Source organism: Streptomyces sp. RerS4 (assembly GCF_023515955.1).
Lineage (GTDB): Bacteria > Actinomycetota > Actinomycetes > Streptomycetales > Streptomycetaceae > Streptomyces.
In genome coordinates this window covers 4,397,399-4,412,555 of the sequence record NZ_CP097322.1, presented here as the reverse complement: position 1 = coordinate 4,412,555, position 15,157 = coordinate 4,397,399, and the positions used below count along the sequence as shown (strand labels likewise).

Here is a 15,157-nt window from a genome sequence, read left to right as displayed (position 1 = left end):
CGGCCGCACGCGGGCGCCGTGCCGTGGCCATGACACAGGGGAAGTAACCGACTCGATGCCGGACCGCGACCGTCCCGACCCCTCCACCGACGACAACCCCTTCGCGGCGCCGCCGGAAGGCCGGCCCGACCAGCCGTGGGAACCCCGGCAGCCGCGGCACCAGGGGGGTGGCGGCCAGGGCCCGAACCCCGGCGGCCCCTCCGGCCAGGAGCCCGAGGGCCCGGCCCGTTGGGACCCGATGGACCCGCTCCAGCGGCGGGCGCGGTACGCGTTGCTGGCGGGCATGTGGGGGTTCTTCTTCGGGATCTTCGGGATCCCGTCGATGGGGCTGATGTTGGGCGCGCTCGCCCTGTACTGGGGCATCAGCGCGCTGCGGGGCCGCCCCGCGACCGAGTCGGACCCGACGCAGGGCACCCCCGCCCGGCCCGGCGGCCTGGCCGCCCTGGGCCCGGCGGCCCGCCCGCAGCGGGCGGCGGCGGTCAGCGGCCTGGTGACGGCCTCGCTGGCGCTGCTGCTGGCGGGCACGTCGTACGCGGTGCAGCTGGCGTACAAGGACTTCTACGTCTGCCGCGACGACGCCCTGACCCGCACGGCGGAACTGAAGTGCAACACCCTGCTCCCGAACAACGTCCTGGGCGACATCCTGAAGGTCCAACGCTGACACCGCGCGGCCCGGCTTCCCCGACGCCGGGGTGACCGGGCCGTACCGCGTACGCCCCGACGGATCCGCCGAGGCGATTCCCGGCAACCCGGGCGGTCACTGCGGCGGCTGACGCCGCGCCAGGACGCGCGCGCCCACCACCGGGGGCAGCAACGGCCCCGACGGCGGCTCGGGGCGGGTGGCCGACGGGCCGGTGCCCGCCGAGGCGGGTACCCCCGGCTCGGCGGGAGGAGCACCGGGACCGGGGCGGCCGGCTGCCCGGGGCGGTCCGCGGCTCGGGACCGGCCAACGGCCCGGGGCAGCGGGCGGCTCGGGAGCGGTCGGCGGCCCGGGAGCGGTCAGCGGCCCGGAGGCGGCCGGCGGGGCCGCGTTCGGCTTTGTGGGGTCGGTGGGAGGGGCCGGCCGGACCGGGCGGGGAGCCGCCGTTGGGGCGGGATGGGGCGTGGGGGGTGTGACCAGGGGGTCGGCGGATTGGCGTAGGGCTTGCCAGCGGAGTTCGCGGACGCCCGAGTCGTGCCAGGCGTCCGGGCCGCCGGTCGTGCGCGCCGGACGCGTGCGCCACGCGTGCACCCCGACCGCCACCGGCACCGCCAGGGCCAGCGTCCAGGCCGCCGCCGCGGCCCCGACGGCCCACCACACGGGCCCGAAGCTCGCCAGCGCCCGCGACCCCAGCGGCCCCGCCGCGGCCGCGCCCAGCGCGGCCATCGCCAGCCCGCACACCACCGCGCCCAGCGCCGCCGTCAGCGCGGTCTCCGCGAGCGACACCTCCCGCGCCCGCCGCACCGCGAACCACCCCACCACCAGCCCCGCCGCCACCGGCACCCCGGCCGCCGCCCACGTCACCGGCGTCCCGGCCCCCTCCGGCGGCAGCGCCGCCAGCAGCGGGAACCTCGGCAGCGCCGCCGCGCCCTCGAAGCCGAGCGGGGTCGCCGTCGCACCGGTCCCCACCGCGAACCCGGGCCCCAGCCCGTACGCCGCACCCCACACCATGGCGTTCGGGATGAGCGCCAGCGCGAGCAACAGCACCGCGAACCGCCCCGACCACACCCCGGTCAGCGTCAGGAACGACGACCGCACCCCGTCCGCGTGCCACACCAGCGAGGCCCCGACGAGCAGGATCCCGCCACCCAGCAGGACGAGCACCCCGGCCGCGCCGGAGCGCAGCGCCAGCGCGTAACGGGGGCGCGTCACGGAGCGGCGTACGCCCTCCGGGACCCACGCCGGCAGCGGCCCCGACGGGCGCCCCTTCGCCACCCACACCCCTCCCCCGGCGGCGAGCACCGCCACCAGGGGGACGTGCCAGGCCGCGCTCAGCGGATCGGCCGGCAGCGGCCCGCCCGCCGCGTACACGGTGACCAGCGAGGCCACGGAAAGGTATCCGCAGAGCACGGCCGAGAAGACGGCACTGGGCGGCAGCACCTCGACGGGCTCGTCACCGGACTCGTCACCGCCCCCCGAGGCGCTGCCCAGCCGGGCCGCCCGACGGATGAGCAGCACCGGCAGCGCCACCAGCAGCAGCGGCGTGAGGCCGACGGGCGCGGGCACCCCGGAGAGGGTCTCGTAGCGCACCAGTTCCGTGCCGTGGGCCATCAGCCACAGCCCGGCGGCCAGGTGCAGCGCGCCGCCCGGACCGCTGTCCGGGTAGGGGGAACTGATCCACAGCACGATCACGAGCACGGCCAGGAAGCCGAGCCCCAGTCCCGCGGCCATGGCACCGCCCAGCACGCAGGCGGCGGCCGCCGGTGAACGGCGCCGTGCGGCGGCCCGCGGGGCCGCCTGCAACGACGTGCCGCGTTCGGTCAATTGGGTCACCCCGCCATGGTGCCAACGACACGCGCTATGGGCGGGTAACAGGCGAATGTCCGTGGTGTCGCTCAATATACGCTTATGTACATTTTCGCCCAGGACGGCAGGGTCACGGGGAGCGTGGCATGACACAGGACGTCGAGACGGCTTCCGGCTCGGAACTGGGCCTGCCCTCCCCCAAGGAGCGCCGCCGACTGCGCGAGAAGGGCGACCTGACGACCGAGCAGGTCGCGGCGGAGGTCGGGGTCTCCCCCAACACCGTCCGCTCCTGGGAGACGGGCCGCAGCGAACCGCGCGGGCGCAAGCGGGAGGCGTACGCCCGCCTCCTGCGCCGCCTGGCGGAACGGACCCGCGGGGCGGCCGGGGCCGCACCCGAACCACCGCCCCCCGCCCGTTCGGACGCTCTACCCGAGCCCTTGCCGTCACCCTCGCCCGAACCCTTGCCCGAGCCCGAGCCCGAACCCGATCCGCGCACCGGCCCCGTCCACCACGCCATCGGAACCACCGTCAGGAACGGCCTCGGCGCGGGCCCGTTCGGCGCCTTCACCCACGCGGGGAAGCCGGCGGCCGCGCGGCCCACGCCTCCCCCTCAGCCCGAGCCGGCCGTGCCCGAGCCGGCCGTGCCCGAGCCGGCCGTGCCCGAGCCGGTCGAGCCCGAGCCGGTGGAGCCCGAGGCCACCGCCCCCCCCCCCGCTCGGACCCGTCGACGCCTTCGACGCGCTCCACGCCTACGCCGCCCCCGCCCTCGTCCGCCAGGTCTACCTGCTCACCGGCCGCCGCGCCCTCTCCCTGGAGGCCGTCGAGCGGGCGTTCCAGCAGGCCTGGGAGCGCTGGCCCACCGTGGCCACCGACCCCGACCCCGTCGGCTGGGTCCGCGCCGCCGCCTACGAGCACGCCCTCTCCCCCTGGCGCCGGCTGCGCCGCTCCCACCGGCACCCCGACAAGCCCCCGGCCGAGCCCGCCGACCGGATCCTGCTGGACGCCATGCTGGAACTGCCGCCCGTGCACCGCCGCACCGTGCTGCTCTACGACGGCGTCGGCCTCGACCTGCCCGACACCGCCGCCGAGACGGAATCCAGTACCCCCACCGCCGGACACCGCCTGCTCCACGCCCACGCCGACCTCGCCGACCGGATCCCCGAACTGGCCGCCACCGCCCCCGAGCACCGGTCCGCGCTGCTGCGCGAGCGCCTCGGCACGCTGCGGCCCTCCGTCTCGCTGGACCCCCGTCCGGCCGTCGCCGTACGCACCACCACCGAGACCCGCGCCCGTCGGTTCTCGCGCGCCGCCGTCGGCCTGACGGCGGTGATCGCCGTCGCGACCTGCTACACCGCCTTCACCGCCGCCGACCGGTACGAACCCCCGATGGCGCCCGGCGCCAGCGTGTCCGGCGTACCGCCGCACAGCGGCCCCCAGCAGCTCACCGAGCGGAGCCGTGAACTCCAGGACAAACTGCGCGACCACCCGGCCGCCGGGCCCGCGAAGCTCGCGCCGCGCGTCGACTAGAGGGGTGTCCGGTAGAGGGTGTCCGGCGGAAACGAGAACGGGCGTGGCCCGCACCCCGAGGGGTGCGGGCCACGCCCGTCCGCGGGCGCGTACGGATCCGTACGCGCCGGCGGGAAGGACTACTGAGCGGCGTTCAGGATCTCGCGCGCCAGCTTGGCGGTCTCGGTCGGCGTCTTGCCGACCTTGACGCCGGCGGCCTCCAGGGCCTCCTTCTTGGCCTGTGCGGTGCCGGAGGAGCCGGAGACGATGGCGCCGGCGTGGCCCATGGTCTTGCCCTCGGGGGCGGTGAAGCCCGCGACGTAGCCGACGACCGGCTTGGTGACGTTCTTCGCGATGAAGTCCGCCGCGCGCTCCTCGGCGTCGCCGCCGATCTCGCCGATCATGACGATGAGCTCGGTCTCCGGGTCGGCCTCGAAGGCCTCCAGGGCGTCGATGTGCGTGGTGCCGATGACCGGGTCGCCACCGATGCCGACGGCGGAGGTGAAGCCGATGTCGCGCAGCTCGTACATCATCTGGTAGGTCAGCGTCCCGGACTTGGACACGAGACCGATCTTGCCGGGCTTGGTGATGTCGCCCGGGATGATGCCGGCGTTGGACTGGCCGGGGGTGATCAGACCCGGGCAGTTCGGGCCGATGATGCGGGTCTTGTTGCCCTTGGCGGTCGCGTACGCCCAGAAGGCTGCGGAGTCGTGCACCGCGATGCCCTCGGTGATGACGACGGCCAGCGGGATCTCGGCGTCGATGGCCTCGACGACGGCGGCCTTGGCGAACGCCGGCGGGACGAAGAGGACGGAGACGTTGGCGCCCGTCTTCTCCATCGCCTCGGCGACGGAACCGAAGACCGGAACCTCGGTGCCGTCGAAGTCGACGGTGGTGCCGGCCTTGCGCGGGTTCACGCCACCGACGATGTTGGTGCCGTCAGCCAGCATCAGCTTGGTGTGCTTCATGCCCGTGGCACCGGTCATGCCCTGGACGATGACCTTGCTGTCCTTGTTGAGGAAGATAGCCATGTGAGTCTGTGACCTCTGCCCTTACTTCGCAGCCGCGAGCTCGGCGGCCTTGTCGGCCGCGCCGTCCATGGTGTCCACGCGCTGCACCAGCGGGTGGTTGGCGTCCGAGAGGATCTTGCGACCCAGCTCGGCGTTGTTGCCGTCGAGACGGACGACGAGCGGCTTGGTGACCGCCTCGCCCTTCTCCTCCAGCAGGGCCAGCGCCTGGACGATGCCGTTGGCGACCTCGTCGCAGGCGGTGATGCCACCGAAGACGTTGACGAAGACGGACTTGACGTCCGGGTCGCCGAGGATGATCTCGAGACCGTTGGCCATGACGGCGGCGGAGGCGCCACCGCCGATGTCCAGGAAGTTGGCGGGCTTGACGCCGCCGTGGTTCTCACCGGCGTAGGCGACGACGTCGAGGGTGCTCATGACGAGACCCGCGCCGTTGCCGATGATGCCGACCTCACCGTCGAGCTTGACGTAGTTGAGGTTCTTCGCCTTGGCGGCGGCCTCCAGCGGGTTCGCGGCCGCGTGGTCCACGAACTCCTCGTGACCCGGCTGGCGGAACTCGGCGTTCTCGTCGAGCGAGACCTTGCCGTCGAGGGCGATGACGTCGCCGTTGGCGACCTTCGCGAGCGGGTTGACCTCGACGAGGAGCGCGTCCTCGGCGATGAAGGTCTTCCACAGGGTCACGAGGACCTCGGCGACCTTCTCGGCGACCTCGGCCGGGAACTGCGCGAGCTCCACGATCTCGCGGGCCTTCTCGATGGTCACGCCCTCGTTGGCGTTCACCGGGACCTTCGCGAGCTTCTCGGGGGTCTCCTCGGCGACCTGCTCGATGTCCATGCCACCCGCGACCGAGGCCATGGCCAGGAAGGTGCGGTTGGTGCGGTCCAGCAGGTACGAGACGTAGTACTCCTCAAGGATCTCGGGAGCGGTCTCGGCGATCATCACCTTGTGGACCGTGTGGCCCTTGATGTCCATGCCCAGGATGTCCGTCGCACGGGCGACGGCCTCGTCCGGGGTCGCGGCGAGCTTGACGCCGCCGGCCTTGCCGCGGCCGCCGACCTTCACCTGGGCCTTGACGACCGACTTGCCGCCCAGCTTCTCGGTGGCCTCGCGAGCCGCCTCAGGCGTGTCGATGACTTCACCGGCCAGCACCGGTACACCGTGCTTGGCGAAGAGGTCCCTCGCCTGGTACTCGAACAGGTCCACGCGCGTCCGTCCCTTGTCTTCAAAGATTCGCAGTGATTCGCGGTTGTCTGCTATCTGCGTGGGCGTGCCGCGAGGGCAACGTGACGGCGCTGTCACAGGGGAGGCGCACACGGTGACCGTGGACGCGGCATGTCCGTCTCGCAGGTTATCCCCGTGGGACCTGGGTCCCTAAATCGCAGATCACACCTGAGCGGTGATACCTGTCACAGATCGCCTCACGGTTGAGCTGCGCCTTCGTGTGATCTGCCGATTTACGGCGGCTGTCACGGCATGGGCAGGGGGCGCTTCTCCAGGGCGGCGGCCATCACCTCCGGGAAGAGGTCGGGGGTGCAGGCGAAGGCGGGCGCCCCGAGCGCGGCGAGCGCCGCCGCGTGGTCGCGGTCGTAGGCGGGGGCGCCCTCGTCGGACAGGGCCAGCAGGGTCACGAACTCCACGCCCGCCGCCTTCATCGCGGCCACCCGCTTGAGCATCTCGTCCCGTATGCCGCCCTCGTAGAGGTCGCTGATCAGGACGACGACGGTCTCCGCGGGCCGGGTGATCCGGGACTGGCAGTAGGCCAGGGCCCGGTTGATGTCGGTGCCGCCGCCCAGTTGGGTGCCGAAGAGGACGTCGACGGGGTCGTCGAGCCGGTCCGTCAGGTCCACCACCGACGTGTCGAAGACGACGAGGCGGGTGGCGATCGCCCGCATGGAGGCGAGGACGGCTCCGAAGACGGAGGCGTAGACCACGGAGGCCGCCATCGATCCCGACTGGTCGACGCAGAGGACCACCTCCTTCTTCACCGCCCGCGCGGCCCGACCGTAGCCGACGAGTCGCTCCGGGACGACGGTGCGGTGCTCGGGGAGGTAGTTCTTGAGGTTCGCCCGGATGGTCCGGTCCCAGTCGATGTCGTGGTGGCGCGGACGGCTGACGCGCGCCGAGCGGTCGAGGGCGCCTGTGAGGGTGGCCCGGGTGTGGGCGGCGAGGCGCTTCTCCAGCCGTTCGACGACCGTACGGACCACGGCGCGGGCCGTCTCCCGGGTGGTGTCGGGCATGGCCTGGTGGAGGGAGAGGAGGGTGGCGGCCAGGTGCACGTCGGGCTCGACGGCCTCCAGCATCTCCGGCTCCAGCAGCAGCGTGGACAGGCCGAGCCGCTCGATGGCGTCCCGCTGCATGACCTGCACGACCGGGCCGGGGAAGTACGTACGGATGTCCCCGAGCCAGCGCGCCACCCGCGGCGCGGACCCGCCGAGCCCGCCGGACCGCTCCCCCGACCGGCCGGCGCGGCCCCCGCCGTACAGCGACTCCAGGGCCGCGTCCATCGCGGCGTCCCGCCCGGCGGGCGCGAACCCCGTCCCGTCCCCCTCCCCACCCCCCAACACCATCCGCCACCGCCGCAACCGCCCTTCGGCCCCGTCGGTGGGGTTCGGGCCGGCCTCGCTCACGCCGCCCTGGGCGGTCGGTCGGGTGTTCGTGGTGCTCATGTGTCGTCCCCCTTGGCTCTCGACTTCGTCTGCACCGCGCCTCAAGGGCGCGGGTCCGTCCGCCCGGCCTCGCCGCGTGCCGTCAGGCGGCCGCCGTGAGGAGGAGGTGGACCACCTCGGCGGCGGCGTCGGCGCGTGCCGGGTCCAGGTGCGGGGCGAAGCCCTCGGGGGCCTCACGCGCGTCGCCGGCGGGGCGGCCGCCCGGTCCGCGGCGGACCAGCTCGCCCAGGGTCCGCCGCACCCCCGGCTCGTACGCCCCGAACGTGCGCCGCAGCAGGGGCAGGACGTCGACGAACGCCCGCTCCGGCACGGACACCAGCCAGGCGTCGATCAGCGCGAGCAGCCGCTCGTCGTGGACCAGCAGCGTGCCGCCGCCCGAACCGCCGCCCGCGAAGCCCTCGATCCAGCCCGCCGCGTCGGCCGGGGCGACCGCCGGGGACAGGGCGAGGCCCATCAGCCGGGCCGTCTCCCCGGCCGGCAGCCGGCCCTCGTCCAGCAGCAGCCGGGCCGCCCGGCCCCGGATCACCCCGGGTACGCCCTCCCGCCCGGCCAGCGCCACCAGCACCGCCGACCAACGCTCGCGCAGCCCGTCCCGGTCCCCCAGCAGCCCGATCGCTCCGTGTACGCCGTCCACGTGGGCCCGCAGCTCCGCCGCCGCGTCGGCGTCGAGCCCGGCCGCGCAGGCCGGCGGCAGCGCCACGCATATCCGCTCCGCGAGCCCGGCCGCCACCGCCGCGAGGGCCGCCGCGTCGGTCCCCGGACGTCGCCGTACCGCAGCGAACGGGCCAGCGCCGGCAGGGCCTTGGCGAGCCGCGCCACATCGGTGTCCAGCGCGGCGCGGTCGGCGAGCGCGCGCAGCACGGCGGGCAGCGCCTCGGACAGCCCGGCGAGCAGGCACCGCTCGGCCAGCGCCGTGACCTCGCCCAGCTCCGCCGCGCCGGCCGCCCGCGCCTCGGCCTTGGCGGTGGCCGCGCCCAGGACGGTGGTGCCCCAGATGCCCGCCTCGGCGACCCGCACCGACAGCTCGGGCTCCCAGCACAGCCGCCAGGTCTCCCGGAAGGTGCCGGTGCCGCTCCGGGCGGCGGTGGGAACGCCCCAGTCGACCCCGAGCAGTCTCAGCCGGTGCAGCAGCAGGGACTTGGCGGCGTCGGTGTCCTTGCGCAGGTCGAGCTCCACCTCGCGCGGCCGCGCCTCGGCCTTGAGTCTCAGCGAGCGCTGCCGGCGCGTCAGGTCCCGCTGGAGGGGGACGACGGGCGCCGCCTCCGGGACCTCGCCGAGCACGTCGCCGACGACGAGGCGGTCCTCGATCAGCGCGAGCGGCAGGTCCGAGCCGTCGCACATCACCGCCCGCACCGCTTCCAGCGTCTCGGTCAGTCCGGCCAGCGGACGCCCGCGCAGCGCGGCCAGGGTCTCGGCGAGTCGCACCGCCTCGATGACGTGGGCGGAGGAGACCTGCCGGTCCTCCGACCGGAGCAGCCCGGCGACCTTGGTCAGCCACCGCTCGACGGGGCGGTCCGGGGCCGCGAACAGGTGCGCGTACCAGCCGGGCGAGGTGATGCCCGCGCCGTACCCGCCGGACCGGGCGAGCCTGCGGTGCGTCCAGGGCACCCAGGTGGTTTCCACCTTGACCTTGGGCAGGCCGGTGAGCAGGGCCTTGTCGGCGGCGACGGTGGTCTTGGCCCGCAGGGCCGGGACGTGCCAGGCGCCGCACACCACGGCGTACGCGTCGCCGAACTCCCGCCGGGCGGCCCGCATCCGCTGCCGCATGTGCGCCTCGCGGGCCAGGTCGCGGGGCCGGCCGCCGTCCCCGTACGCCTCGCGCAGGACGGTCATGGCCTCGCCGAGGGCCGCGAAGGCGGCGAGGGCGTCGGTCGGTCCGCCGCCCCGGTGTTCGACCACGTCCTCCCACCAGCGCTCGGGGTCGTCGTAGCCGGCGGTCTCGGCCAGCACCGCGAGGGGGTCCACCCGTACGGAGTCGGCCTCCTCGCCGCCCTCTTCCCCTCCGTCGGCCTCGGGGCCAGAGGCCAGGGCGTGCGCGGCGGGGAGGTCGATGAAGCGGACCGGTACGCCGGCCCCCTGCGCCCAGCGGATCGCGACCCACTCCGGGGAGAACGCGGCGAACGGCCAGAACGCCGCCCGCGCCGGGTCGTCCGCCGCGTGGGCGAGCAGGGCGACGGGCGGGCGCATGCCCGGTTCGGCGGCGAGGGCGAGCAGCGCGTCGCCCTCGGGCGGGCCCTCGATGAGCACGGCCGCGGGCCGGGCGGCGTCGAGGGCCGCCCGGACCGCGCGCGCCGAGCCGGGTCCGTGGTGGCGCACGCCCAGCAGCAGCGGTCCCCCGGCCGCGCGGCTCATGCCGTCACCTCCCGGCAGGCGCGGTAGAAGTCCTTCCAGCCGTCCCGCTCGCGGACGACGGCCTCCAGGTACTCCTGCCACACGACCCGGTCGGCGGCCGGGTCGCGGACGACGGCGCCGAGGATCCCGGCGGCCACGTCGGAGGGGCGCAGGACGCCGTCCCCGAAGTGGGCGGCGAGGGCCAGGCCGCCGGTGACCACGGAGATGGCCTCGGCGGTGGACAGGGTGCCGCTGGGCGACTTCACCTTCGTGCGGCCGTCGGTGGTGACGCCGTCGCGCAGTTCCCGGAAGACGGTCACGACCCGACGGATCTCCTCCAGCCCCTCGGGCACGGCGGGCAGGTCGAGGGCGCGGCCCATCTGGTCGACGCGGCGGGCGACGATGTCGACCTCGGCGTCGGCGGTGGCGGGCAGCGGCAGGACGACGGTGTTGAAGCGCCGGCGCAGGGCGCTGGACAGCTCGTTGACCCCGCGGTCGCGGTCGTTGGCGGTGGCGATGAGGTTGAAGCCGCGCACGGCCTGCACCTCCTGGCCGAGCTCCGGTACGGGGAGGGTCTTCTCGGACAGGACGGTGATGAGGGAGTCCTGGACGTCGGCGGGGATGCGGGTGAGCTCCTCGACGCGGGCGGTCATCCCGTCGGCCATGGCCCGCATGACGGGGCTCGGGACGAGCGCCTCGCGGCTGGGGCCGTGGGCGAGGAGCCGGGCGTAGTTCCAGCCGTAGCGGATGGCTTCCTCGGGGGTGCCGGCGGTGCCCTGGACGAGGAGGGTGGAGTCCCCGCTGACGGCGGCGGCGAGGTGTTCGGACACCCAGGTCTTGGCGGTGCCGGGGACGCCGAGCAGGAGCAGGGCGCGGTCGGTGGCGAGCGTGGTGACGGCGACCTCGACGATCCTGCGCGGGCCGACGTACTTGGGGGTGATGACGGTGCCGTCGGGAAGGGTGGCGCCGAGCAGGTAGGCGGCGACGGCCCACGGGGAGAGCTTCCAGCGGGCCGGGCGGGGCCGGTCGTCGGCGGCGTCCAGGGCTTTCAGTTCGTGCGCGAAGGCGTCTTCGGCGTGCGGGCGCAGCGCCTCGGTACCGGTGCTGTTCTCGGGCATGGTCATGCTCCCCCTCCAATGCTCGACAGCCGTTCCCGACTGCTGTTCCCACCGTGCACCATGCCACTGACAACAGCCCGTGTTCGCAGGGTTGTTGCAGGTCAGAGCGATTGTCAGTGGGGGTGCCTACGGTGGTTTCCATGACTGGACAGGGGGTCCGCCGGACAGCGGAACAGGTGCTCGCCCTGGCGCCTGACGAAGCGTCACGCGCGGCGGGGGAAGAGCTCGGCAGGGCAGGCCCGTGGTCCCATACCGGAGGTTCCGCTTCCGGTGCGGTGTGGGGGTCGTGCGAGGGCAGTGGAAGGACGCCGTACCGGACGGTCGTGGACCTGACGGGTCCGGCGTACCACTGCTCCTGCCCGAGCCGGAAGTTCCCGTGCAAGCACGCGCTGGGGCTGTTGCTGCTGTGGGCGGGCGAGGGGGTGGAGGAGCCGGCCGAGCCGCCGGACTGGGCGGGCCGGTGGCTGAACGACCGCGCCGCGAAGGCCGCGCGCGCCGCCGCCGGACCGGCCGCACCGGTGGACGCGGAGGCCGCCCTGCGGCGGGCGCGGCGGCGGGCGGAGCGCGTCACGGCGGGCGCCGTCGAGCTGGAGCGGCGGCTCGCGGACCTGCTGCGGTCCGGGCTCGCGGACCAGGAGCGGACGGGGTCCGCGACCTGGGAGGAGACGGCCGCCCGCATGGTCGACGCCCAGGCGCCCGGACTGGCCGCGCGGGTACGGGAGTTGGGGGAAATACCCGGTTGCGGGCCCGACCGGCCGGCCCGGATGCTTGAGGAGTTCGCGCTGCTGCACCTGCTGAACAAGGCCTGGTTGGGGGTGTCCGGGCTGCCGGAGCCGTTGGCCGCGACCGTACGGAGCCGGGTCGGGCTGCCGACACCGGCGGGCGGGGAGACCGTCCGGGACCACTGGCTCGTACTGGCCCAGTACGACTCGGTGTCCCCGGACGGCCGCCTCACCACCCGCCGGATCTGGCTGTGGGGGCTGGGGAGCCGGCGCCCGGCCCTGGTGCTGGACTTCGGGCCGCCGGGCCGGCCGCCCGGGGTGGCGCTGCCCGTCGGGCTGGCGCTGGAGGCGGAAGCCCGCTTCCGGCCCGGGTCGGCGGGACTGCGGGCGGACCTCGCGGACCAGGCGGACCGCGCCGCGGCGGCCGCGCCGGCCGGTCGGGCTCCGGTGGGGGTGGGTACGGCCGAGGCGCTGGCCGCGTACGGGGCCGCGCTGCGGGTGGACCCGTGGCTGGAGTCCTGGCCGGTGGTCCTGGGCCCGGTGATCCCGATACCGGGGGAATCGGGTGACGGGGCCTGGCAGCTCGCGGACGCGGAGGGGACGTCCGCGCTGCCGGTGACACTCGCCGGCGGCGGTTCCCGGTCGGGCCTGTGGCAGCTGGCCGCCCTCTCGGGCGGCGGGCCCGTCACGGTCTTCGGCGAATGCGGCCACCGCGGCTTCACCCCCCTGACGGCATGGCATCCGCGCACGGCGGAGGTCATCGCGCTGGGGTGACGCGGGACGCGGAAGCGGGGGGCGCGCCGGGAGGCGCGTAACGGGGGCGCGCGAGGGGCGCGCGAGGGCGCGTACGGGACGGTCCGCCGGTGACGGCGGCCGGAGGAAACAGAAGGAGGAGCACGGCGAGGGGGAGCGGCGGCGCGGGGGCGCCGTCGTCGGGGGGACGAAAAGGAGCGGGGGCTCTGGTGAACGACAACCACGCCAGCTGAAGCGCGCTCCGGTCCCGCACAGGGGGCGGGGCCGGAGCCGGAACACGACAGACGACAGACGACAGACCACACACGACACACGACACGACGCGGGCCGGGGACACGAGGGAGGGGATCGGTGCGGAACGCCGACGGAAGCGGGACGCGGGACACGCGGGGGCACGCGGAGCCCGTGGCGTGGGAGGAACTGGTCGCGACGGCGCTGCTGGGGACGGCGCGGCGGGGCGGCACGCCGGAGGCACTGCTCGACGCGGCGGCCCTGGGGACGGTGCGCCGCCGCGCCGGGCTGCGGCCCGCCGAGGCCGCGCGCCGGCCCCGGCCCGCGCCGCACGATCCCCGGCCTGCCCCACCGGAGGCCGCCCGCGTCCGGCTGGCGCAGCTCTTGGCGGGACGGACCGCCACCGGCGGCGGCCACCGCCGGGAGCGGCCCCGGACCTGACGGAGCTGCTCCCGCAGTGGCTGGCCACCGCCGAGCGGTACGGGTACCGGGCGCCGTCGGCGCTGGTCCCCGCCCTGCTGGACGCCGCCCGCGCCCGGACGGACCTGCGGCCGCGCGCGCTGGCCCTGGCCGGGGCGCGCGGGCGGTGGCTGGCCCGGCTCAACCCGGACTGGCGGTTCGCGCTGCGCGGTACCGCGGGCGGCGCCGGGGGGCTGCCCGACCCGGCCGACCGGGAGGCGGTGGCCCGGCTGTGGGAGGAGGGGCTGTTCGCCGAGCGGGTCGCGCTGTTGGGCCTCGTACGGGCGGCCGATCCGGCGGCGGCGCTGCGCCTGCTGGAGACGACCTGGGCCACGGAGCGGGCCGAGGACCGGCTGATGTTCCTCGACTCGCTGCGGGTCGGGCTGTCCCCGGCGGACGAGCCGTTCCTGGAGGCGGCGTTGGGCGACCGCAGCCGCAACGTCCGGGCGACGGCGGCGGAGTTGCTGTCGGCGCTGCCGGGTTCGGCGCTGGCCGGCCGGATGGCGCGGCGGGCCCTGGCCTGCGTGGGGCCGGAGGGCGTGGAGCCGCCGGCGGAATGCGACGCGGGGATGCTGCGCGACGGGGTGGTGAAGCGGCCGCCGGCCGGGCGGGGCGAGCGGGCCTGGTGGCTCGGCCAGCTGGTGGAGGCGGCTCCGCTGTCCTGCTGGCGGGAGCGGTTCGGCGGGCTCGGTCCGGCCGAGATCGTGGCGCTGCCGGTGGCGGAGGGTTGGGCGGAGGAGCTGCACGCGGCCTGGTGCCGGGCGGCGGTGCGCCAGCGTGACGCCGCCTGGTCGAAGGCCCTGCTCGGGCAGGCCGCCGCGCCGCCGGCCGCGGGTCCGGGGACGGCCTCGTTGGCGGAGCGGGCGAAGCTGCTGGAGACCCTGCCCGAGGGGGAACGGGCCGCGTGGGTCGCCGAGTTCGTACGGGCCCACGGGCTGTCGGAGGCGTTCCAGCTGCTCGGCGTGTGCCGGGTGCCGTGGGCCGGGGCGCTGGGCCGGGCCGTGGTGGACGCGCTGGACGCGGCCCGCGAGGCGGGCAGCTACCCGTGGAGCTTCAGCGGGGTGATGGGCCTCGCGGAGCGCTGCCTCGACCCGGCGGAAGCGGACCGCCTGGCCGCGCTGACGGCCGCCGACGCGGAGCCCCCGGAGGCCTCGCCCGGCGCCGCCGCGTACTGGGCGGAGGCGTTCCAACGCCTGGTGGCCACCCTGCGGCTGCGCGCGACGATGCTCGCCGAACTGGCCCCGCCCGCCTGATCCGGCGGGCGGGAGCGGGGAAATCGGGGAGCGTCAGGCCTGACGGACGTTGGCGTTGACCCAGTCGACGATCGCGGTGGTCGTGGCGCCCGGGGTGAAGATCTCGGCCACGCCCTTCTCCTTCAGGGGGGCGATGTCGTCCTCGGGGATGATCCCGCCGCCGAAGACCTTGATGTCGGCCGCGTCGCGCTCCTTGAGCAGCTCGATGACGCGCACGAACAGCGTGTTGTGGGCGCCGGAGAGGATCGAGAGGCCGATGGCGTCCGCGTCCTCCTGGATGGCGGTGTCCACGATCTGCTCGGGGGTCTGGTGGAGGCCCGTGTAGATGACCTCCATGCCCGCGTCCCGCAGCGCACGCGCGATCACCTTGGCGCCGCGGTCGTGGCCGTCGAGACCCGGCTTGGCCACCACCACACGGATCGGACCGGTCACACCCATCGCACTGCCTCCCGAGTGAACGAACGTTAAGTACAGCATTGCGCACGGCGCCGTTTCGCGGTCAATCACGAGGGGGAAATCACACGTGGGACGCCGTTGATTCATCACCGTTCAGTCGCCCCGCCACCGCGCCGCCAGCCGCACGGCACGGTGGCGGGGCCGTATCGGCAGCACGGCCCCGTACCCAAGAGGTCCAGGGGAGGCCG

9 protein-coding genes and 3 pseudogenes are annotated in these 15,157 nt (G+C 75.3%); 5 read left to right on the top strand and 7 right to left on the bottom strand.

Going from position 1 to position 15,157, the window contains the following annotated elements:
* The first annotated feature begins 55 nt into the window (after positions 1–55).
* Entirely contained in the window at positions 56–661 is a 606-nt protein-coding gene (locus tag M4D82_RS20560) for a hypothetical protein (RefSeq protein WP_249767433.1), read from the top strand.
* A gap of 96 nt (positions 662–757) precedes the next feature.
* Here the strand turns inward: M4D82_RS20560 and M4D82_RS20555 are convergent, their stop codons facing one another.
* Entirely contained in the window at positions 758–2,473 is a 1,716-nt protein-coding gene (locus M4D82_RS20555) for a cell division protein PerM (RefSeq protein ID WP_249767432.1), read from the bottom strand.
* Positions 2,474–2,592: 119 nt separating this feature from the next.
* On the opposite strand from M4D82_RS20555, the pseudogene M4D82_RS34350 reads away from it, so the two are divergent.
* Positions 2,593–2,742 (top strand): annotated as a pseudogene (locus tag M4D82_RS34350) (helix-turn-helix domain-containing protein); the annotation flags it as partial.
* Between the two features lie 565 nt (positions 2,743–3,307).
* Entirely contained in the window at positions 3,308–3,973 is a 666-nt protein-coding gene (locus tag M4D82_RS34345) for an RNA polymerase sigma factor (protein WP_349637081.1), read from the top strand.
* A 119-nt stretch (positions 3,974–4,092) separates the two neighbouring features.
* On the opposite strand, the gene sucD is transcribed toward M4D82_RS34345, so the two are convergent.
* From sucD to M4D82_RS20525, 5 genes and pseudogenes are all read right to left on the bottom strand, one after another.
* Positions 4,093–4,983 carry a succinate--CoA ligase subunit alpha gene (sucD, locus tag M4D82_RS20545; protein WP_030710487.1) on the bottom strand — a complete coding sequence of 297 codons (891 nt, stop codon included), beginning with the start codon at positions 4,981–4,983 and terminating at the stop codon, positions 4,093–4,095.
* 21 nt (positions 4,984–5,004) lie between these two features.
* Positions 5,005–6,183, bottom strand: coding sequence for an ADP-forming succinate--CoA ligase subunit beta (gene sucC, locus M4D82_RS20540; protein WP_249767431.1), 1,179 nt, complete (start codon positions 6,181–6,183; stop codon positions 5,005–5,007).
* Between the two features lie 263 nt (positions 6,184–6,446).
* Entirely contained in the window at positions 6,447–7,547 is a 1,101-nt protein-coding gene (locus tag M4D82_RS20535; RefSeq protein ID WP_249771982.1) for a VWA domain-containing protein, read from the bottom strand.
* A gap of 181 nt (positions 7,548–7,728) precedes the next feature.
* A pseudogene (locus tag M4D82_RS20530) lies at positions 7,729–9,998 on the bottom strand (DUF5682 family protein).
* The gene (locus M4D82_RS20525; protein WP_249767430.1) at positions 9,995–11,101 is read right to left on the bottom strand and encodes an ATP-binding protein; all 1,107 of its coding nucleotides are present in this window, start codon (positions 11,099–11,101) and stop codon (positions 9,995–9,997) included. Before M4D82_RS20525 ends, M4D82_RS20530 begins: the two are co-directional and overlap by 4 nt.
* A 134-nt stretch (positions 11,102–11,235) precedes the next feature.
* Between M4D82_RS20525 and M4D82_RS20520 the strand changes: the two genes are divergently transcribed.
* Together M4D82_RS20520 and M4D82_RS20515 are read left to right on the top strand one after the other, a co-directional pair.
* A complete protein-coding gene (locus M4D82_RS20520; RefSeq protein WP_249767428.1) occupies positions 11,236–12,591 on the top strand; it encodes an SWIM zinc finger family protein in 1,356 nt (451 codons plus the stop codon).
* Positions 12,592–12,921: 330 nt separating this feature from the next.
* Positions 12,922–14,438 (top strand): annotated as a pseudogene (locus M4D82_RS20515) (DUF5691 domain-containing protein); the annotation flags it as partial.
* 108 nt (positions 14,439–14,546) lie between these two features.
* On the opposite strand, the gene icmB reads toward M4D82_RS20515, so the two are convergent.
* Positions 14,547–14,951 carry a coenzyme B12-dependent isobutyryl CoA mutase small subunit gene (icmB, locus tag M4D82_RS20510; protein WP_249767427.1) on the bottom strand — a complete coding sequence of 135 codons (405 nt, stop codon included), beginning with the start codon at positions 14,949–14,951 and terminating at the stop codon, positions 14,547–14,549.
* Positions 14,952–15,157 lie beyond the last annotated feature (206 nt).

Bases quoted from the DNA above. Each gene is read 5' to 3' on its own strand.
- M4D82_RS20560 (WP_249767433.1), top strand. From the start codon at position 56: ATGCCGGACCGCGACCGTCCCGACCCCTCCACCGACGACAACCCCTTC.
- sucD (WP_030710487.1), bottom strand. From the start codon at position 4,983: ATGGCTATCTTCCTCAACAAGGACAGCAAGGTCATCGTCCAGGGCATG.
- M4D82_RS20535 (WP_249771982.1), bottom strand. From the start codon at position 7,547: ATGGTGTTGGGGGGTGGGGAGGGGGACGGGACGGGGTTCGCGCCCGCC.
- M4D82_RS20525 (WP_249767430.1), bottom strand. From the start codon at position 11,101: ATGACCATGCCCGAGAACAGCACCGGTACCGAGGCGCTGCGCCCGCAC.
- M4D82_RS20520 (WP_249767428.1), top strand. From the start codon at position 11,236: ATGACTGGACAGGGGGTCCGCCGGACAGCGGAACAGGTGCTCGCCCTG.
- icmB (WP_249767427.1), bottom strand. From the start codon at position 14,951: ATGGGTGTGACCGGTCCGATCCGTGTGGTGGTGGCCAAGCCGGGTCTC.